We start from the raw sequence: 17,628 nt of genomic DNA, 5'->3' as shown, positions 1-17,628 counted from the left end.
TTACTTTTCCTCGCCAGCATGCGTCAGCAGCCAGCAGTTATGAATCTGACGGTTTCGGGCGAAATCCTGTGATTGCGTAAGGGCGGTAATCTCTTTCACCGCCATTCCTAGCGCCGCCAATCCCGGCATATCCATCTGGAAGCCACGTTTATTGTTGGAAAACATGATCGTGCCACCGCGACGCAACAGCCGCTTGAGATCTTTCATTAATGCCAGGTGATCGCGCTGAACATCAAAGGTATCTTCCATTCGTTTCGAATTCGAGAACGTCGGCGGATCGATAAAAATAACGTCAAACTGTTCGTTGGCTTCACGCAGCCACGACAGACAATCGGCATGAATCAAACGATGCTGGCGTCCGGTCAGGCCGTTGACCCGCAGATTTTTTTCCGCCCACTCCAGATAAGTGCGCGACATATCCACCGTGGTGGTGGTTCGAGCCCCGCCCAGGCCGGCATGGACGCTGGCCGTACCGGTATAGGCAAACAGGTTGAGGAAATCTTTCCCATTGCTCATTTCGCCCAGCATTTTGCGGGCAATACGGTGATCGAGGAACAGCCCGGTATCCAGATAATCGGTCAGGTTGACCCACAGTTTGGCGTTATACTCTTCTATCAGCAAAAATTCGCCCTTTTGCGCCAGTTTCTCATACTGACTTTTTCCTTTCTGGCGTTCCCGGGTTTTCAAAATCAGTCGATTGGATGGCAATTCCAACACGCTCAGCGTCGCATTAATCACATCAAACAGGCGCTGACGCACCTTCTGTGCATCAATGGTTTTCGGCGGCGCATACTCCTGTACGACCACCCAACTACCGTAGCGATCGACCGCCACGTTGTACTCCGGCAGGTCAGCATCGTACAGACGATAACACTCAATCCCCTGCTGCTTCGCCCATTTCTCCAGCTTGCGCAGGTTTTTACGCAGGCGGTTGGCAAAATCCTCGGCAATTTGACCGCGGGTTTCGTTCTGGCTCTCGGCGAGCTGATAATTTTTCTGCACACAGTCCAGCGGACCATTTTTAGCCTTGAACTGGCGTTCTGCACGCAATTGCAGACAGCTAAGCAGTTCCGGCGAGGCGCTGAATAACGACAGCTGCCAGCCGCCAAAATCGCTTTTCATCTTGCGTCCCAGCAGGTTGTGCAGCGCAATCAATGCCGGTTCGCTTTCCAGTCGCTCACCGTATGGCGGGTTGCTGACTACCGTTCCCTTCGGCCCTTCTGGTAACGGATTCTGGATCTGAGCGGCATCTTTCACCGCAAAAGTGATTAATTCAGCAACGCCAGCACGACGGGCATTGGCTCTGGCAATCTCAATCACCCGGCGATCGTTATCGGAGCCAAAAAAGCGAGAGGAGGTTTCACGCAGCCCCAAACGCGCCCGATCCTGCGCTTGCGCCGTCACATCACGCCACAGTTCGGCATCGTGCCGCAACCAGGCATTAAAGCCCCAATGGGTACGATGCAGGCCGGGGGCTCGATCGGCCGCGATCATCGCCGCCTCAATCAGGAGCGTACCGGAACCACACATCGGATCGACCATCGGCGTGCCTTTTTGCCAACCGGAACGCAGCACAATCGCCGCCGCCAGGTTTTCTTTCAGCGGAGCCAGGCCAGCCTGATCGCGATAACCACGCTGATGTAATCCATCGCCACTCAGATCCAACGCGACACTGGCGGTGTCTCGCTGTAAAAAGACATTGATGCGAATATCCGGCTGCTGTTTCGCCACATCCGGACGCTGTCCCGTTTTACGGCTGAAGCTGTCCACAATGGCATCTTTGACTTTCAATGCGCCATACTGGCTATTACGGATATCGTCGTTAGTGCCGGTGAAATGCACGGCAAACGTTTTATCGACGGCGAAAATCGTTGACCAGTCGATAGCCTGCACGCCGAGGTACAAATCCAAATCGCTATGCACTTTGAACTCATTCAGCGGCAGCAAAATACGTGATGCCAGACGGCTCCACAGCAGGCTTTGATACAACAGGCGATTATCTCCCTGAAAATGTACCCCGCCTTGCACCACAGCACAGGCCTGAGCGCCCAGCGCTTCAAGTTCACTCTTTAATAGTTCTTCCAGACCACGGGCCGTGCTGGCAAACAAAGCGTTCATATCGTCACAATCACCAAAAGGAAATGGCACCAAAAAAGAAAATTGACGCGCATTATAGCTAATCCGGGACGCTTGTCATAAAGTTGCCGTTTTACTTCTGCAAGGAACCGTTCAGTGATCGGCGTAACGCGGCTTTATATCCATCCGGTAAAATCCATGCGTGGTTTGCAATTGTCTCATGCGATGGCCTCCGCCAGCGGGTTGGCGCATGACAGAACCTTTATGATTACCGAAACCGATGGCACCTTTATTACTGCCCGCCAATATCCGCAAATGGTATTGTTCACTCCCGCACTGCTACCGGACGGGCTGTTCATCTCCGCACCGGATGGGCAAACCGCCAGCGTTCGCTTTACTGACTTCATTCCTACACCACAACCAACTGAAGTCTGGGGTAATCACTTCACGTCGCAGGTCGCCCCGGATGCGGTTAACACCTGGCTGAGTGGCTATTTTCAACGTCAGGTACAGCTGAGGTGGGTCGGCGACGATCCATCGCGCCGGGTTAAGCAACACCCTGAAGTTCCACTCTCTTTTGCCGATGGCTACCCGTTTCTCCTGATCAACGAAGCGTCTTTTCAGGCACTGCGTCAGCGCTGCCCGGCCGGTATCAGGATCGAGCAGTTTCGTCCCAATCTGGTGGTGACCGGCGCGCCGGCGTTTGCCGAAGATAGCTGGCAGACCGTGCGGATTGGCGATGTCATTTTTGATGTCGCCAAACCCTGTAGCCGCTGTGTGCTGACCACAGTCAGCATCGAGCGTGGCAGAAAGCATCCGTCTTCTGAGCCGCTGGCGACGTTACAATCCTTCCGCACCGCCGAAAACGGCGATGTCGACTTTGGTCAGAATCTGATTGCCAGGAACAGCGGTATTATTCGCGTTGGCGATACGTTGGAAGTCCTGACGACCAAACCGCCGCGTCCTTACGGTGCAGGCAACATTGCCGGAAGCATGACGGTCAAACCGCAAAGCGAACAAGCGGTAACCATTCAATATCAGGGGAAAAACCTGCGGGGAAATAACCAGCAAATCCTGCTGGAACAGCTGGAACAACAGGGAATTCGCGTGCCTTACTCGTGTCGTGCCGGAATATGCGGGTGCTGTAAGATGACGCTGGTCAGCGGAGAGGTTTCAGCACTCAAGAAAAGTGCAATAGGGAAGAACGGCGCGATTCTCGCCTGTAGCTGTATTCCTCAGAGCGATATCAGCCTGCAATAACGTAGGTTATGCCAGAGGCGTTAAACGACTTTGGCATAATGGAACGCGGAGGACGTTTGTTCAGCCGTATGCTGCGCGGCGGCGGGCAATAATCGGTCATGCATGATTTTGATTGCATCACCCAGTATCATCGTCTTCGCATTCAGCGTTAATTGCTCCTGCGCCAGCAGACACAGGCTGGCTTTATCACCGGCCTCCGCCACCAGAAAACACGCCGTTTCCTGACTTTCGGTAACCTGCACTTGCACCAGATCTCCGGTCTGCGGCAAATAATCATTTGCGACATGCTGCTGAACAAAATGCCAGCTTTTCGGCATTAACGGCTTGAGAAAACGGCTGGCCACCAGCGCATTTAATATTAACTCGCTTTGCAGCGAGCGATTTAATGCCATTTTCTGACATTTTTCGTTATAGGTAAAAAATAAAGCGGCATCTTCAACACAGAACGCGCCTTCAATAAACGCATCCGGCGTCAACATTTTAGATGGAAAACGCGAACGGAATAACATGCCGTTTGCCAGATCCAACATCAACCGATCGTGTTCGGTATCAAAGTACCAGCGCCAGTTATCATCGGGTTTTAACTTCATCTTATTTATCCCTCGCCTTTTGTTCTTCTGTTCTTTCGTAAAAAAAGAACCAGAATCAGAAATGACTGATTGCAACATGCTGCAATAAAAAACCAGGTCGATGCTGATAGTTTATTAACGCAAACGGATAAAATATAGACTAGCCGGGGGAATAAATAAACCCCCGGAGATAAATGAAAGGCAGAAATAATTAAATATGTGTCACGATATCTTTTATCAGACCCGGTCCGCGGAAAATAAAGCCGGAATAAATCTGAATCAATGTCGCTCCGGCATCCAATTTCTCGCGCGCCGCCATCAGGGAATCAATACCGCCTACACCGATAATAGGTAAACGCCCGGATAATTCCTGCGATAAGCGACGAATAATTTCCGTGCTATGCAGTTGTAAAGGTCGACCGCTTAATCCGCCGGTCTGCCCGCAATGATTTAATCCCTGAACCAGTTTTCTATCGAGCGTGGTATTGGTAGCAATGACACCATCAATGTTATGGCGCACCAGACTATCAGCAATCTGGATCAATTCTTCTTCAGAAAGATCCGGCGCGATCTTTACTGCCACCGGAACATATTTCTGATACTTCGTCTGTAATTCGGATTGTTTATTTTTTATTGATTGCAAAAGATCGTCCAGCGCTTCCCCATATTGCAGACTACGCAATCCCGGTGTATTTGGTGAAGAGATGTTGATCGCGATATAGCCCGCATGAGGATAAATTTTATCCATGCAGATCAAATAATCGTCCTTCCCCTGCTCTACCGGCGTATCTTTATTTTTTCCGATATTGATCCCTAATACGCCGCCAAAACGTGTCTTTTTCACATTCTCAACCAGATAATCCACACCCTTATTATTGAAACCCATCCGGTTAATTAACCCTTCCGCTTCAACAATTCTGAATAATCTCGGTTTATCATTACCGGGTTGAGGGCGAGGCGTAACGGTTCCGACCTCAATAAATCCGAATCCCATCGCTCCTAACGCATCAATACATTCTCCGTCTTTATCAAGACCGGCAGCCAAACCCAGCGGATTTTTAAATGACAGCCCCATACAGGTGACCGGTTTGGTAGGAACAGACTGACGGACGAGAAATTCAAACGGCGTGTTCGTGATACGGCGTAATTGTTGAAAGGTCAGCTCATGAGCTCGTTCTGGATCGAGCTGAAATAACGCTTTCCTGATAACGGGATAGAACATATCGTCTCCTGGGATCCCAATCGCAAATAAACAAAGTCGGAATACGGTTTCGCGCACGGGCGTGATGGTAATTCTATCGCAGCGGAAAGTAAAACGTTTGCGGAGAAGGGAAAGGACAGTATGACGATAGCCACGCGCGACATGACGTAATGCGCGCGTGGCTTTTTCGGTCTAATAAAACAGCGTTAATCTCGCAGCGCTTTACCGATCTTCTCGAACAGATCGCCTGACAGATTCTCCAGCGCTTTCAACTGTTCCAGCGACTCACGCATCAACGCCTGCCGCTTGGCGTCATAACGTTTCAAGCGGATCAATGGCTCGATCAACCGCGCCGCGACCTGTGGATTGCGGGTATTCAGGTCGATCAGAACCTCCGTCAGGAAACGGTAGCCGCTGCCATCCCCGGCGTGGAAAGCCGCAGGATTGGAAGCCGCAAACGCGCCAACCAACGAACGCAGACGGTTAGGATTATTCAGACTGAACGAACGATGCCGCAGCAGCTCTCGTACCCGATCAAGCACATCCTCAGCCGGACTGGTCGCCTGCAAGGTAAACCACTTGTCCATAACCAGGCCATCCTGATGCCAGCGCTCATCAAACCGGGACAACAATTCCTCACGGCACGGCAACTGGGCGCTCACCGCGGCAGACAATGCCGCCAGCGAATCGGTCATGTTGTCAGCCTGAGCAAACTGAGTCGTTACCAGCTTGTCGGCCTGCACCTCATCGCCAAATGCCAGATAATGCAGACAGACATTGCGCAGAGCGCGTTTGCCAATATCCTCATGCTCAATTCGATACTGAGGCGCATGATTAACGTGATAAACCGCCAGCCATTCATCAGCCATCTCTTTCGCCATCGCCCGCACAATACCATCGCGCACGGCAGCAATGGCTACGGGATCGATAACGTCAAACAGTTCGGCGATCTCATTTTCACTGGGCAAGGTCAGGATCTGGGATGCCAGCATCGGATCCAGTTTGTCATCCAGCAATACCCCCCGAAACGCATCAACCACATGCATCGGTAAGGAAAGCGCCTGCTTCTGCTGATAGCGGGAAACGTTCAGACGAATGTAATTGGCCAACAGACTTTGTGCCGCATCCCAGCGGGAAAACGCATTGCTGGCGTGGCGCATCAGGAAAGTCAGTTGCGCATCGCTCCAGGCATAATTCAGTTTTACCGGCGCGGAAAACTCACGTAATAAAGAAGGAATTGGCTGGCAGGGAACCCGATCGAAAATAAAGGTTTGCTCAGATTCCGTAACATTTAATACTGAGGACAATAGTTGCCCATCCTTCTGTAACGGGATCGCCTGTCCTTGCTGATCGTACAGTTCAATATCCAATGGAATATGCAACGGCAGCTTGGGCTGCTTATCTGCGCCCACCGGCGTCATCTGGCTGACGCTCAACAGGTATTGCTGTGTTTGCGGATCGTAATCATCACGGATGGTCAGCACTGGCGTACCCGACTGGCTATACCAGCGCCGGAACTGGGTGAGATCCACACCGGAGGCATCTTCCATCGCCTGGACAAAATCATCGCAGGTGGCGGCGCTGCCATCATGACGTTCGAAATAGAGGCGCATCCCGGCCTGGAATTTCTCTTCGCCTAATAAGGTATGCATCATGCGGATCACTTCCGATCCCTTTTCATACACGGTCAGAGTATAGAAGTTGTTCATTTCTATTACCTGATCGGGACGAATCGGATGCGACATCGGGCCGGCGTCTTCCGCGAACTGGGCTCCACGCATAACACGCACATTATCAATACGGTTCACCGGACGAGAGCCCAGATCCGAACTGAATTCCTGATCGCGGAACACCGTCAACCCTTCTTTCAGACTGAGCTGGAACCAATCGCGGCAGGTGACGCGGTTGCCCGTCCAGTTATGGAAATACTCGTGACCGATGACCGCTTCAATATTCAGGTAATCTTTATCCGTGGCCGTTTCCGCTTTGGCCAGCACATACTTGGAGTTGAACACATTCAACCCTTTGTTTTCCATGGCTCCCATATTAAAGAAGTCCACGGCCACAATCATATAGATATCGAGGTCATACTCGAGGCCAAAACGGGTTTCATCCCACTTCATGGCATTCTGCAATGAAGTCATCGCCCAGCCAGCGCGATCGAGGTTGCCGCGATCAACATAGAGTTCCAACGCCACATCTCGGCCGGAACGCGTGGTAAAACTATCCCGCAGCACATCAAAATCACCGGCGACCAGCGCAAACAGATAGCACGGTTTAGGGAACGGATCCTGCCATTCAATCCAGTGACGACCGCCTTCCAGATCGCCCTGGGCGATACGGTTGCCGTTGGACAACAAATAGGGATAGCGGGTCTTATCGGCAGTAATGCGCGTGGTAAATTTGGCCAACACGTCTGGACGATCGAGATAATAGGTTATATGGCGGAAACCTTCAGCTTCACACTGGGTACACAGCGCCTCGCCGGACTGATAGAGCCCTTCCAGCGCGCTGTTGGCCGCCGGATTAATATCGGTTTCGATACTGAGCGTAAATCTGGCAGGCAACTTCGTCAGTACCAGACCGTCATCCTGTGGTTCATAATGCGGCCACGCCACGCCATCAACGCTCAGGCTCACCAGCGTCAGACCTTCACCATCCAGCTTGAGCGGCGCTCCCGCCTCCCCTTGCAGAACCACCTTGCTTACTGCCTTTACACGCGTTTTCTCCGCATGCAGATCAAAATCCAGAGCAATATCCGTGATGGTATAATCCGGCGCGCGATAGTCGTGGCGATATTTCACTTGCAGCTGTTGATTCATATAACGTTTCCATCTCCTCATAAGCTTCAGGAATGAAGTCTATTCCTGTTACGTCGATGTTACCAAGACAATATAATGATAAATTCCGTCATCTACTCAATAGATTTCGAGTGGCAAGAAAGCGGTTGGCGGTCGCGCCGAAGAGATAGGCCCGGAAAGGGACCCGGAATAATTTAGTGTAGCCGACGTACCTGCATTTGAAAGATGACAGGTATAGCACGTTTAAATCTCGCCTCTGGCGCCCCATTATGTTGTGATAAGGTAAAGAAATGGGAATCAAGGTATACTGACCGAACCTTGCCGATTGTCCTGAAAGTGGATATGCGTCTAACGAGGATGCTGTAACGCATTATGACTTTGCACACTTCCCCGATTCTAACTTCATTACTGGATACCGATGCTTACAAGCTGCATATGCAGCAAGCCGTGTATCACCACTATTACCATGTCGATGTTGCGGCTGAATTCCGCTGTCGCGGTGATGAATTGTTGGGAACCTATGCTGAAGAGATAACCGAGCAGGTTGCTCTTATGCGCTTTTTGTCGCTGAGCGACGAAGAGCTTAGCTATCTTTCTTCCCTGCCCTTCTTCAAGCAGGATTACCTGAACTGGCTGAAAACATTTCGTTTCAATCCACAGCAGGTGAGCATCAGGAATAACCACGGTAAGCTGGATATTCGTATTGCCGGGCCATGGCGGGAAGTCATCCTGTGGGAAGTGCCGCTGCTGGCGGTGATCAGCGAAGTGGTCCATCGGAACCGCTCTTCGCAGGTCGGAGCCGAGCAAGCGATTGCACAGCTTGATAAAACGCTGGCCCATTTCCGGCAGATCAGCGCCGATATGGACATCAGCCAATTCAAGCTCATGGATTTTGGTACCCGCCGCCGCTTTTCACGCGACGTTCAATACCGGATCGTCAGCAAACTGCAATCCGAGTTTCCGTATCTCATCGGCACCAGCAACTATGATTTGGCTCGCCGTTTAAAACTGACGCCCGTTGGTACTCAGGCTCACGAATGGTTCCAGGCTCATCAACAAATCAGTCCGGTACTTGCCAACAGCCAGCGTGCGGCGTTGCAGATGTGGTTAAACGAATACCCCAATCAACTGGGTATTGCGCTGACCGACTGCATTACCATGGATGCCTTCCTGCGCGATTTTGATACCCGCTTTGCCGAATCCTATCAAGGGTTACGCCATGACTCGGGTGATCCGGTCGATTGGGGAGAAAAAGCGATTGCCCATTATCAGCGTTTAGACATTGATCCGATGAGTAAAACGCTGGTGTTTTCCGATAATCTGAATCTTGATAAAGCGCTCAAGCTATATCGTCACTTCTGGCCGCGTATCAATCTGGTATTTGGTATCGGCACTCGCCTGACTTGCGATATTCCGGGAATAACGCCATTGAACATCGTCATCAAACTGGTGGAGTGCAATGGTAAGCCGGTCGCAAAACTGTCCGATAGCCCGGGAAAAACGATTTGTCAGGATCAGGCCTTTGTGTGTGAATTGCGCAAAGCATTCGCTCTGCCCCGCATAAGAAAAGCCAGTTAATTCCTGTTGACCAGGCCGAGACTGCCTAACTTTTAGTCCGGATAAGCCGGAATGCATAAAACTTATTGCATTCCGGTGATTTCTGCTTGTGTCCTGCTCGACGGCAAGTAACATAGCAATTCACCCGTTTCCGGGTCATCCACTGTTTCTAAACAATAGTTAATTGAAGAGAGAATTTTATGAGCGTAGTGCCTGTAGTCGACGTACTGCAAGGCCGTGTTGCCGTTGACAGCGAAGTCACCGTGCGCGGCTGGGTACGTACCCGGAGAGATTCTAAAGCCGGTATCTCCTTTGTTGCCGTTTATGACGGCTCCTGCTTTAATCCATTACAGGCTGTCGTTAATAATAATCTCTCCAATTACCAGAATGACGTCCTGCGCCTGACCACAGGCTGTTCCGTGGAAGTGACGGGCAAAGTCGTGGCATCCCCAGGCGAAGGCCAAAGTTTTGAGTTGCAGGCATCCCAGGTCAACGTAATTGGCTGGGTTGACGACCCGGACACTTATCCAATGGCCGCAAAACGCCACAGCATCGAATATTTGCGTGAAGTGGCACATTTGCGTCCGCGCACCAATCTGATCGGCGCCGTTGCCCGTGTTCGTCATACGCTGGCTCAGGCCATTCACCGTTTCTTTCATGAAAATGGTTACTTTTGGGTGTCAACGCCGCTGATTACGGCTTCCGATACGGAAGGCGCGGGTGAAATGTTCCGCGTTTCCACCCTCGATCTGGAAAATTTGCCGCGTACTGAGCAAGGCAAGGTAGATTTCAGCGAAGACTTTTTTGGCAAAGAAGCGTTTCTTACCGTATCGGGTCAGTTGAACGGCGAAACCTATGCGTGCGCGCTCTCCAAAGTGTATACCTTTGGCCCAACGTTCCGCGCAGAAAACTCCAATACCAGCCGTCATCTGGCTGAATTCTGGATGATCGAACCGGAAGTCGCTTTTGCTTCACTGGATGATATCGCCGGTCTGGCCGAAAACTTGTTGAAGTATGTCTTTAAAGCCGTTCTTGATGAACGTGCGGATGATATGGCGTTCTTCGCTGAGCGTGTAGATAAAGAAGCGGTCAGCCGTTTGAAAAGCTTTATCACGTCTGATTTTGCTCAGGTCGACTATAGTGACGCCGTAGAAATATTGCTGAACTGCGGTCAACAGTTTGAAAATCCGGTTTACTGGGGCGTGGATCTCTCTTCCGAACACGAGCGTTATCTGGCGGAGAAACATTTCAAAGCCCCCGTTGTGGTTAAAAACTACCCGAAAGACATCAAAGCATTCTATATGCGTATGAATAGCGACGGTAAAACCGTTGCCGCCATGGATGTGCTGGCGCCGGGAATTGGTGAAATCATCGGCGGTTCTCAGCGTGAAGAGCGTCTGGAGCAGTTGGATAGCCGTCTGGAAGCGATGGGACTGAATAAAGAAGATTACTGGTGGTACCGCGATCTGCGCCGTTACGGCACTATTCCACATTCCGGATTTGGATTAGGATTTGAACGCCTGATCGCTTATGTTACTGGCGTACAAAATGTGCGCGATGTTATTCCATTCCCACGCACGCCGAGGAACGCCAGTTTCTAAATAAAAATTTAATATAAGTAAAACAAATATGTAGAAAAGGAGAGTCGGGGTTCCCGACTCTTTTTTTTTAATTTTAGGGCTGCCTCACAAAGTTCCCTAAAATTTACATTTTGTAATACAAATTTTCCATTGGTTACTCGATTGAGAACTTAGTAGCATTTTCGGGGTGGATTAACTGGCGAGTGAATGGAAAACTGCGTTCAGACACAGGAAGACACCAAACTTTCAGGAATGTTCCGTAAGGAATTTTTTATGGCAGTGGCAGGTGTCTGAATAACACCAATGAGGGTAATAATGATGAAACGCAATATTCTTGCAGTGGTAATCCCAGCTCTGTTAGCCGCAGGCGCAGCAAATGCTGCTGAAGTATATAACAAAGACGGTAACAAGCTGGATCTGACTGGTAAAGTAAACGGCCTGCATTACTTCTCTGATAACGATGGTAATAATGGTGATAAGACCTATGCTCGTCTGGGCTTTAAAGGCGAAACTCAAATCACCAGCGAACTGACCGGTTATGGCCGCTTCGAATATGAATTCAGAGGGAACAGAACAGAAGGTACCAATTCAGCTAACAGTGATAAAACTCGTTTTGCCTTTGCTGGTCTGAAATTCGCTGACTTTGGTTCTTTCGACTATGGTCGTAATCAGGGTATCGCGTATGACGGTATTTCTTATACAGACGTTCTGCCTGAATTCGGTGGAGACCAGAGCAACACTGACAACTTCCTGACCAGCCGTTCTACTGGTGTTGCCACTTATCGTAACAGCAATTTCTTCGGCTTGGTTGATGGTTGGAACTTTGCTCTGCAATATCAAGGTAAAAACAGCAGCAACACCACCAACAGTACCGGCCGTACTGAAGGAGTACAGAACGGTGACGGCTGGGGCATCTCATCTTCTTACGAATCAGACATCGGTCTGGGCGTTATAGCTTCATATGCGTCAAGCAACCGTACTGATGATCAGAATGACTTGGCGAGTGGTCGTGGCAAAAAAGCCGAATCTTGGGCTACTGGTCTGAAATATGATGCTAATAGTGTTTATTTAGCAGCAACATACGGAGAATCCCGTAACCTGAGCTTCATTGACTCTGGTCGTGCTGGCGAAGTAGCTACTGATTTTGCTGATAAAACCAAGATTTTTGAAGCAGTTGCCCAGTATAACTTTGATTTCGGTCTGACTCCGTCTCTGGCTTATGTGTCTGCTAAGTCCAAAGATGATGCTAATAACCGTAATGACTACATCACCAAATACGTCAGCGTTGCTGCAACCTATGCATTTAACAAAAACATGTCTACCTTTGTTGAATACCAGATCAACCTGATCAAAGACGACAACGCATACGGCCTCAATGATGACGATACCGTTGCTGTTGGTCTGGTTTATCAGTTCTAAGTTGATTATGCCTCGTGTAACGGTTTAACCGTTTATCGTGCGGAAAAGACAGGGCTTCGGCCCTGTCTTTTTGTTTGTCTGTTCTGTGTTTAAATCTCCATAATCTCTTTTTAACCAGTCTTTTATTTTGTTTCCTCCTCCCCCTTTATTATTTCCCCTTCTTTTTTAATTCAGTGGTTGGCAAAGGCTTTTGGTGGCGGTAATCTGGGAATTCTTGCTTAATCTCTGTCATGGAACACCCTATCAATGTTTGAAAATATCTCCGCCGCACCCGCCGATCCTATTCTTGGGCTGACCGATCTTTTCCGCGCTGATGCTCGTCCGGGCAAAATCAATTTAGGGATTGGTGTTTATAAAGATGAAACGGGTAAAACACCGGTACTGACCAGCGTTAAAAAAGCAGAACAGTTTCTGTTAGAAAACGAGACGACAAAAAACTATTTGGGCATAGATGGTCTTCCTGCCTTTGCCCTGTGCACGCAGGAATTGCTGTTTGGCAAACATAACAGCATCATTACCGACAAACGCGCACGCACGGCGCAAACGCCGGGCGGTACCGGCGGCCTGCGCGTCGCGGCCGATTTTATCGCTAACCAGACATCGGCGAAACGCATCTGGATCAGCAACCCTACCTGGCCAAATCACAAAAACATATTCTCTGCGGTCGGGCTGGAAGTCTGCGAATATAATTACTACGATGCCGCCAACCACTCACTGGACTTCGATGGCCTGTTAAACAGCCTTAACGCCGCTCAGGCTGGCGATGTGGTGCTTTTCCACGGTTGTTGCCATAACCCTACGGGTATCGACCCCACCGCGGAACAGTGGAGCAAACTGGCCGAGCTTTCTGTACAAAAAGGGTGGCTGCCGCTATTTGATTTCGCTTATCAGGGTTTTGCCCGAGGTCTGGAAGAAGATGCTGAAGGATTGCGCATTTTCGCAGCAAAACACCACGAACTGATCGTTTGCAGCTCTTATTCCAAGAACTTCGGCCTGTATAACGAGCGCGTGGGCGCCTGTACGGTGGTTGCCGCCGATGCCGAGACCATGGATAAAGCGTTCAGCCAGGTGAAAGCCGCCATTCGCGCAAACTACTCCAACCCGCCGTCACACGGTGCGACCGTGGTTGCAACCATTCTCGGCAACGATGCACTGCGCGCCATCTGGGAGCAGGAACTGACGGCAATGCGTGAACGTATCCAGCGCATGCGTCAGCTGTTTGTGAATACGCTACAGGAGAAAGGCGCCAAACAGGACTTCTCTTTTATTATTAACCAAAATGGCATGTTCTCATTCAGCGGACTGAATAAAGATCAGGTCCTGCGCCTGCGTGATGAATTTGGTGTTTATGCCGTTAATTCTGGTCGTATCAACGTTGCAGGCATGACGCCTGAAAACATGGCTCCGCTGTGTGAGGCCATCGTCGCGGTACTGTAACGGATAACCTGATAACAATTAACGAAAAAGCCGGCAATTTAGCCGGCTTTTTTATGCGTGCCTGATGTAAACCTACCAAATCGCAGGTTCATCACGAACAAAAGGATTGGTTCTCCGTTCCTGACCTAACGTCGAGATCGGTCCATGCCCGGGAATAAAGGTGACATCATCACCCAGCGGAAACAGTTTATTCTTGATCGAAGAGATCAGCGCCTGATGGTCGCCCTGTGGGAAGTCGGTGCGCCCTACGCCGCCATTAAAAATTACGTCGCCAACCTGAGCCAGCCGTGAAACTTCATCAAAAAAGACAACATGACCGGGCGTATGACCAGGGCAATGGAATACGGCCAACACAACCTTGCCGACTTTAACCGTGTCCCCTTCCTGTAGCCAGCGCGAAGGCGTTAACGGTTTACATTCATCCAGTCCAAACATGCGGCTCTGTGCGGGCAATCCTTCCAGCCAGAAAGTATCTTTAATATGGGGGCCAACGATCGGCACCTGATAATATTCTGCAAGCTCGGCCGCCGCACCAACGTGGTCTAAATGTCCATGGGTCAGTAAAATTTGCTTTACCGTGATACCCGCATTCGTCACCGCACGTTTGATTTTATCCGCATCACCGCCAGGATCGACAATGGCAGCTTCGTTCGTCGCTTCACACCATAGTAATGTACAGTTCTGGCTAAACGCCGTCACAGGGACTATTTGATATTTCATACCGCTCCATTTTAAAACAACCTGACAGGCTCTGGCTGTCGCAAAACCCGGCGATGACAACAATGTCAGCCGCGCCCTTGTCTGTCAGGGTAAATGATTTCGAGATGATCCATCGTAACCCGAAATGCTACCAGGTGCGAACAGGGCCGGTATCGATATGAACAAAATTGCTGCGAGGATAATAACCAACCCCGCCTGCCCGCATCTTTATCGCCGCTTTTCGCAGGTTGGCGAGTTGAACACCGTCGATATGAAAATCCATCGCCTGCCCTTTGGTATGATAGCTTTGTTTGGCAACGCCTTTGCTGTGCGCACGGAGTTCATTATTGGTGTCGATTGCCCGATATCCAGAAATCAGCTGTATCGGCTTATTCGTTTCCAGCATCACCTGTAAGCGGTAAAGCTGATCAAAAAGGTGGGGATCAATCGTTTTAACTTTATTTGCGCGGTAGTCACGGAAAAAGTGGTTTAAACGGGACAATTCTTCTTTATTGTAACCTCTGCCATTAAAGAATTCCGTTTTGAGGCGTTCACCCGTATTGAGGTTATTAAGCGTTAAAATACGTGGTCGGGGTGTCGATAAAGTAGCGAACGCTTGACCGGGAAGAAGTGCAATACCTAATGCTGCACCACCTAGCGCAAGCCATTTGCGACGATGATTGTCAATGTCTTCCATAGAACGAATTACCCTGGCTAAAAGAACGGTGTAAATGGAGGCACACAAAACGCACCGCCATGAACCTTAACTGCCTATGAAAAGTGAGTCAACCCGCTTTAGTCATGGGTTTGAAGGGGATCGCAATGATCCCCCCGAGAGTGGAATTCGCGTCGGTTTCGCTAAGTCGCGCAATTTTCAATAATTACAACAGCAATAAACCCGCTTTTGGTAATATGTGCGCGCCCGCTCTTGCCGTATCATCATAATTGTAAATATCTGTTCTGAACTGTGGTTTACCATCCTCCGCAACCCACGCGGTTAAATAATACAGGCTTACCGGGATCCGATGTTTCATCGGCACATAAGTCGTATTGCCCTGATCCAGCGTTGATGAGATACGCGCATTATTCCAACCTGCATCCTGTAATAGCATGGCGGCCAGTTCAGATGCCTTGTTGACGCGAACACAGCCCGAACTCAGTGCCCGGATATCTCGCTGGAACAGATTATGATTCGGCGTATCATGCAGATAGATAGCTTCCGAGTTTGGCATGTTGAACTTATAGCGTCCCAACGAGTTGTTGACGCCCGGCGCCTGACGCAGCCGATAAGGGAAACGATCTGGAGAAACCATGGGCCAGTCAATCATCGCGGGGTCAATCGCTTCTGAATCCTGACTCCAGCCAGACAGCACCGTATAGCCATGACGCTGTAAATAGCCTGGATCCCGAATAACCTTCGGAATAATATCCTGACGCGTCAGCGTGGTGGGAACATTCCACGGCGGATTGACCACCACATTATAAAGCGAACTGCTCATCAACGGCGTTTTGCGCTTAGGCTGTCCCACAATCACCCGCGATGACAGCCGCTCCGCGCCGTCCTGATAGTAAATCAGCGAGTAATTGGGGATATTCACCATAATGCCAGTGTTGACATTATCCGGCAGCAAACGCAGTCGCTGAATATTCAACGCCAGCAACGTTGCCCGCATCTGAGGTGAAACATTCAGCCAATCGCGCGTTCGCTTACCAATCACGCCGTCAGCCTCCAGCCCTTGCCAATGCTGGAAACGTTTAACCGCTTCAACCAGTTCGCCGCTATAACGGTTTTCAGGATCCGTCAAGGCACTGTCAAGGGTGCTCGTTTCCGATCCTTGTGCAGGCTGTGGCGTAACAGATAACGCCGCGGCCACCTGTTGTTCACTGAACAACACAAGATTCTCTGTTGCCGTCAACATGCCGGTCCGTTGCAGAATTTCACGCAGGACTGCCAATTCCTGACTTTGTTGTTCCGGACGCAGCGTTTCAGACAGGTTCAATTTCGGCCAGGGGCGATTATCCATCAGCATGTTTTTCAATGCATCATGCATCTTGGCGTATTGCGAATGTTGAGGCGCCAGCGAAGCAACATACGCCGCGCTGTTTCCCGATGCGATTGACTGCTGCCATTGGCTGACCACACTTGCTGATGGGGATTGCAAACGATAAGGCACGCTGCTGTATAACCAGCTATTGCCATTGCGCTCAACGTCGGAAACAAACTGCAAATAACCGAGCATGGCATCGGATAAGATAATGTCTCGAGCAAAACCGGTGATTTGAGGATCGGTCAACCAGGAAACCCATGTGGTGAACTGAGGCTGTATCCCGGCAATCGCCAATTCGGCCAGCTGCTGTTGAAATTGCTGAACAGCACGATTGTCAGTCCACATGGGTTGCATAGCGTGACTGGCATATAATAATGGCAGGTCGGACAGATATTTTGGCGTCACCGATTTAGGCAATGTCGCCAATAATAACGCTCTACTTTGTTCTATCGAAACTGCTCCGGGACTTTGCGCAACACCAGACAAAGCCGTGGGTGATGCCGCCAGCGCCGAAAAAGAAGGAAACAGGCTACATACCCAGATACAACCGGCACTCCACAGTAGCCTCTGCATTTTTCGTTTATATAACAACATCCATATATCCCCTGTACACATTGACTACCATTCCTTCCACGACAAACGGTTTTGGTCGTGGAAATAAAATAACCGAACTCAATTATTGCAAATAAAAAATTATGGTTTTAAGTGGCAATATTCACCCGTGGTTCAAAGCAGATAATATCGTCGTTCATGAATGGCATATTCTTCCGTCTTTATTGTCAGTATATAAAGAGAAAAATAATTTTGCTTCTCCCTTCACACTATTATCTTACTGGTCCGGCAAGTTATCCCCTTTTTACGCGCCATCCTCCAACATCGCCGGGAGCAATTTTAAACCTCGCGAGCGGGCGACGCTCGGCGCGACAGGATCGCCGCCGTAAAAAACCACCTGCATAGCAGGTGGCATTGATTTCGCCCCAT

Annotated in this window: 12 protein-coding genes; 5 read left to right on the top strand and 7 right to left on the bottom strand. The window is 50.0% G+C overall.

Features of this window, described 5'->3' with window-relative positions; all coding sequences use genetic code 11:
• A complete protein-coding gene (gene rlmKL / locus B4923_RS13500) occupies positions 1-2,118 on the bottom strand; it encodes a bifunctional 23S rRNA (guanine(2069)-N(7))-methyltransferase RlmK/23S rRNA (guanine(2445)-N(2))-methyltransferase RlmL (RefSeq protein WP_109054890.1) in 2,118 nt (705 codons plus the stop codon).
• 156 nt (positions 2,119-2,274) lie between these two features.
• On the opposite strand from rlmKL, the gene B4923_RS13495 reads away from it, so the two are divergent.
• On the top strand, positions 2,275-3,336 hold the full coding sequence (locus tag B4923_RS13495) for a YcbX family protein (RefSeq protein ID WP_425428631.1): 1,062 nt from the start codon (positions 2,275-2,277) through the stop codon (positions 3,334-3,336).
• A 20-nt stretch (positions 3,337-3,356) separates the two neighbouring features.
• On the opposite strand, the gene B4923_RS13490 is transcribed toward B4923_RS13495, so the two are convergent.
• From B4923_RS13490 to pepN, 3 genes are all read right to left on the bottom strand, one after another.
• Positions 3,357-3,926, bottom strand: coding sequence for a cell division protein ZapC (locus B4923_RS13490; RefSeq protein ID WP_109054888.1), 570 nt, complete (start codon positions 3,924-3,926; stop codon positions 3,357-3,359).
• A gap of 190 nt (positions 3,927-4,116) precedes the next feature.
• Positions 4,117-5,127 carry a quinone-dependent dihydroorotate dehydrogenase gene (gene pyrD / locus B4923_RS13485; RefSeq protein WP_109054887.1) on the bottom strand — a complete coding sequence of 337 codons (1,011 nt, stop codon included), beginning with the start codon at positions 5,125-5,127 and terminating at the stop codon, positions 4,117-4,119.
• Positions 5,128-5,312: 185 nt separating this feature from the next.
• Positions 5,313-7,928, bottom strand: a complete 2,616-nt coding sequence (gene pepN, locus B4923_RS13480; RefSeq protein WP_109054886.1) for an aminopeptidase N — start codon at positions 7,926-7,928, stop codon at positions 5,313-5,315.
• 351 nt (positions 7,929-8,279) lie between these two features.
• Here pepN and pncB point away from each other — a divergent pair, with 351 nt between their 5' ends.
• The 4 genes from pncB (at position 8,280) to B4923_RS13460 (ending at position 13,900) form a co-directional block, all read left to right on the top strand.
• The gene (gene pncB / locus B4923_RS13475) at positions 8,280-9,485 is read left to right on the top strand and encodes a nicotinate phosphoribosyltransferase (protein WP_109054885.1); all 1,206 of its coding nucleotides are present in this window, start codon (positions 8,280-8,282) and stop codon (positions 9,483-9,485) included.
• A 179-nt stretch (positions 9,486-9,664) separates the two neighbouring features.
• Complete coding sequence (gene asnS / locus B4923_RS13470) at positions 9,665-11,065, top strand: asparagine--tRNA ligase (RefSeq protein ID WP_109054884.1); 1,401 nt, start codon at positions 9,665-9,667, stop codon at positions 11,063-11,065.
• Between the two features lie 294 nt (positions 11,066-11,359).
• The gene (locus B4923_RS13465) at positions 11,360-12,463 is read left to right on the top strand and encodes a porin (protein ID WP_109054883.1); all 1,104 of its coding nucleotides are present in this window, start codon (positions 11,360-11,362) and stop codon (positions 12,461-12,463) included.
• Between the two features lie 246 nt (positions 12,464-12,709).
• Positions 12,710-13,900: an amino acid aminotransferase gene (locus tag B4923_RS13460; protein ID WP_109054882.1), complete on the top strand. Its 1,191-nt coding sequence runs from the start codon at positions 12,710-12,712 to the stop codon at positions 13,898-13,900.
• 72 nt (positions 13,901-13,972) lie between these two features.
• Here the strand turns inward: B4923_RS13460 and B4923_RS13455 are convergent, their stop codons facing one another.
• The 3 genes from B4923_RS13455 to ldtD all read right to left on the bottom strand — a co-directional run bounded on the left by B4923_RS13455 (position 13,973) and on the right by ldtD (position 17,220).
• Positions 13,973-14,620, bottom strand: a complete 648-nt coding sequence (locus B4923_RS13455; protein ID WP_109054881.1) for an MBL fold metallo-hydrolase — start codon at positions 14,618-14,620, stop codon at positions 13,973-13,975.
• A 127-nt stretch (positions 14,621-14,747) separates the two neighbouring features.
• Complete coding sequence (mepK, locus tag B4923_RS13450; RefSeq protein ID WP_109054880.1) at positions 14,748-15,296, bottom strand: peptidoglycan L,D-endopeptidase MepK; 549 nt, start codon at positions 15,294-15,296, stop codon at positions 14,748-14,750.
• A 184-nt stretch (positions 15,297-15,480) separates the two neighbouring features.
• On the bottom strand, positions 15,481-17,220 hold the full coding sequence (gene ldtD / locus B4923_RS13445) for a L,D-transpeptidase (RefSeq protein WP_483861873.1): 1,740 nt from the start codon (positions 17,218-17,220) through the stop codon (positions 15,481-15,483).
• Positions 17,221-17,628: the final 408 nt, after the last annotated feature.

Source organism: Brenneria roseae subsp. americana (assembly GCF_003115815.1).
Classification (GTDB): domain Bacteria; phylum Pseudomonadota; class Gammaproteobacteria; order Enterobacterales; family Enterobacteriaceae; genus Brenneria; species Brenneria roseae.
The sequence above is the reverse complement of the archived record's forward strand: the minus strand, read 5'-3'. Positions and strand labels throughout refer to the sequence as shown.

Bases quoted from the DNA above. Each gene is read 5' to 3' on its own strand.
- rlmKL (WP_109054890.1), bottom strand. From the start codon at position 2,118: ATGAACGCTTTGTTTGCCAGCACGGCCCGTGGTCTGGAAGAACTATTA.
- B4923_RS13495 (WP_425428631.1), top strand. From the start codon at position 2,275: ATGCGTGGTTTGCAATTGTCTCATGCGATGGCCTCCGCCAGCGGGTTG.
- B4923_RS13490 (WP_109054888.1), bottom strand. From the start codon at position 3,926: ATGAAGTTAAAACCCGATGATAACTGGCGCTGGTACTTTGATACCGAA.
- pyrD (WP_109054887.1), bottom strand. From the start codon at position 5,127: ATGTTCTATCCCGTTATCAGGAAAGCGTTATTTCAGCTCGATCCAGAA.
- pepN (WP_109054886.1), bottom strand. From the start codon at position 7,928: ATGAATCAACAGCTGCAAGTGAAATATCGCCACGACTATCGCGCGCCG.
- pncB (WP_109054885.1), top strand. From the start codon at position 8,280: ATGACTTTGCACACTTCCCCGATTCTAACTTCATTACTGGATACCGAT.
- asnS (WP_109054884.1), top strand. From the start codon at position 9,665: ATGAGCGTAGTGCCTGTAGTCGACGTACTGCAAGGCCGTGTTGCCGTT.
- B4923_RS13465 (WP_109054883.1), top strand. From the start codon at position 11,360: ATGATGAAACGCAATATTCTTGCAGTGGTAATCCCAGCTCTGTTAGCC.
- B4923_RS13460 (WP_109054882.1), top strand. From the start codon at position 12,710: ATGTTTGAAAATATCTCCGCCGCACCCGCCGATCCTATTCTTGGGCTG.
- B4923_RS13455 (WP_109054881.1), bottom strand. From the start codon at position 14,620: ATGAAATATCAAATAGTCCCTGTGACGGCGTTTAGCCAGAACTGTACA.
- mepK (WP_109054880.1), bottom strand. From the start codon at position 15,296: ATGGAAGACATTGACAATCATCGTCGCAAATGGCTTGCGCTAGGTGGT.
- ldtD (WP_483861873.1), bottom strand. From the start codon at position 17,220: ATGCAGAGGCTACTGTGGAGTGCCGGTTGTATCTGGGTATGTAGCCTG.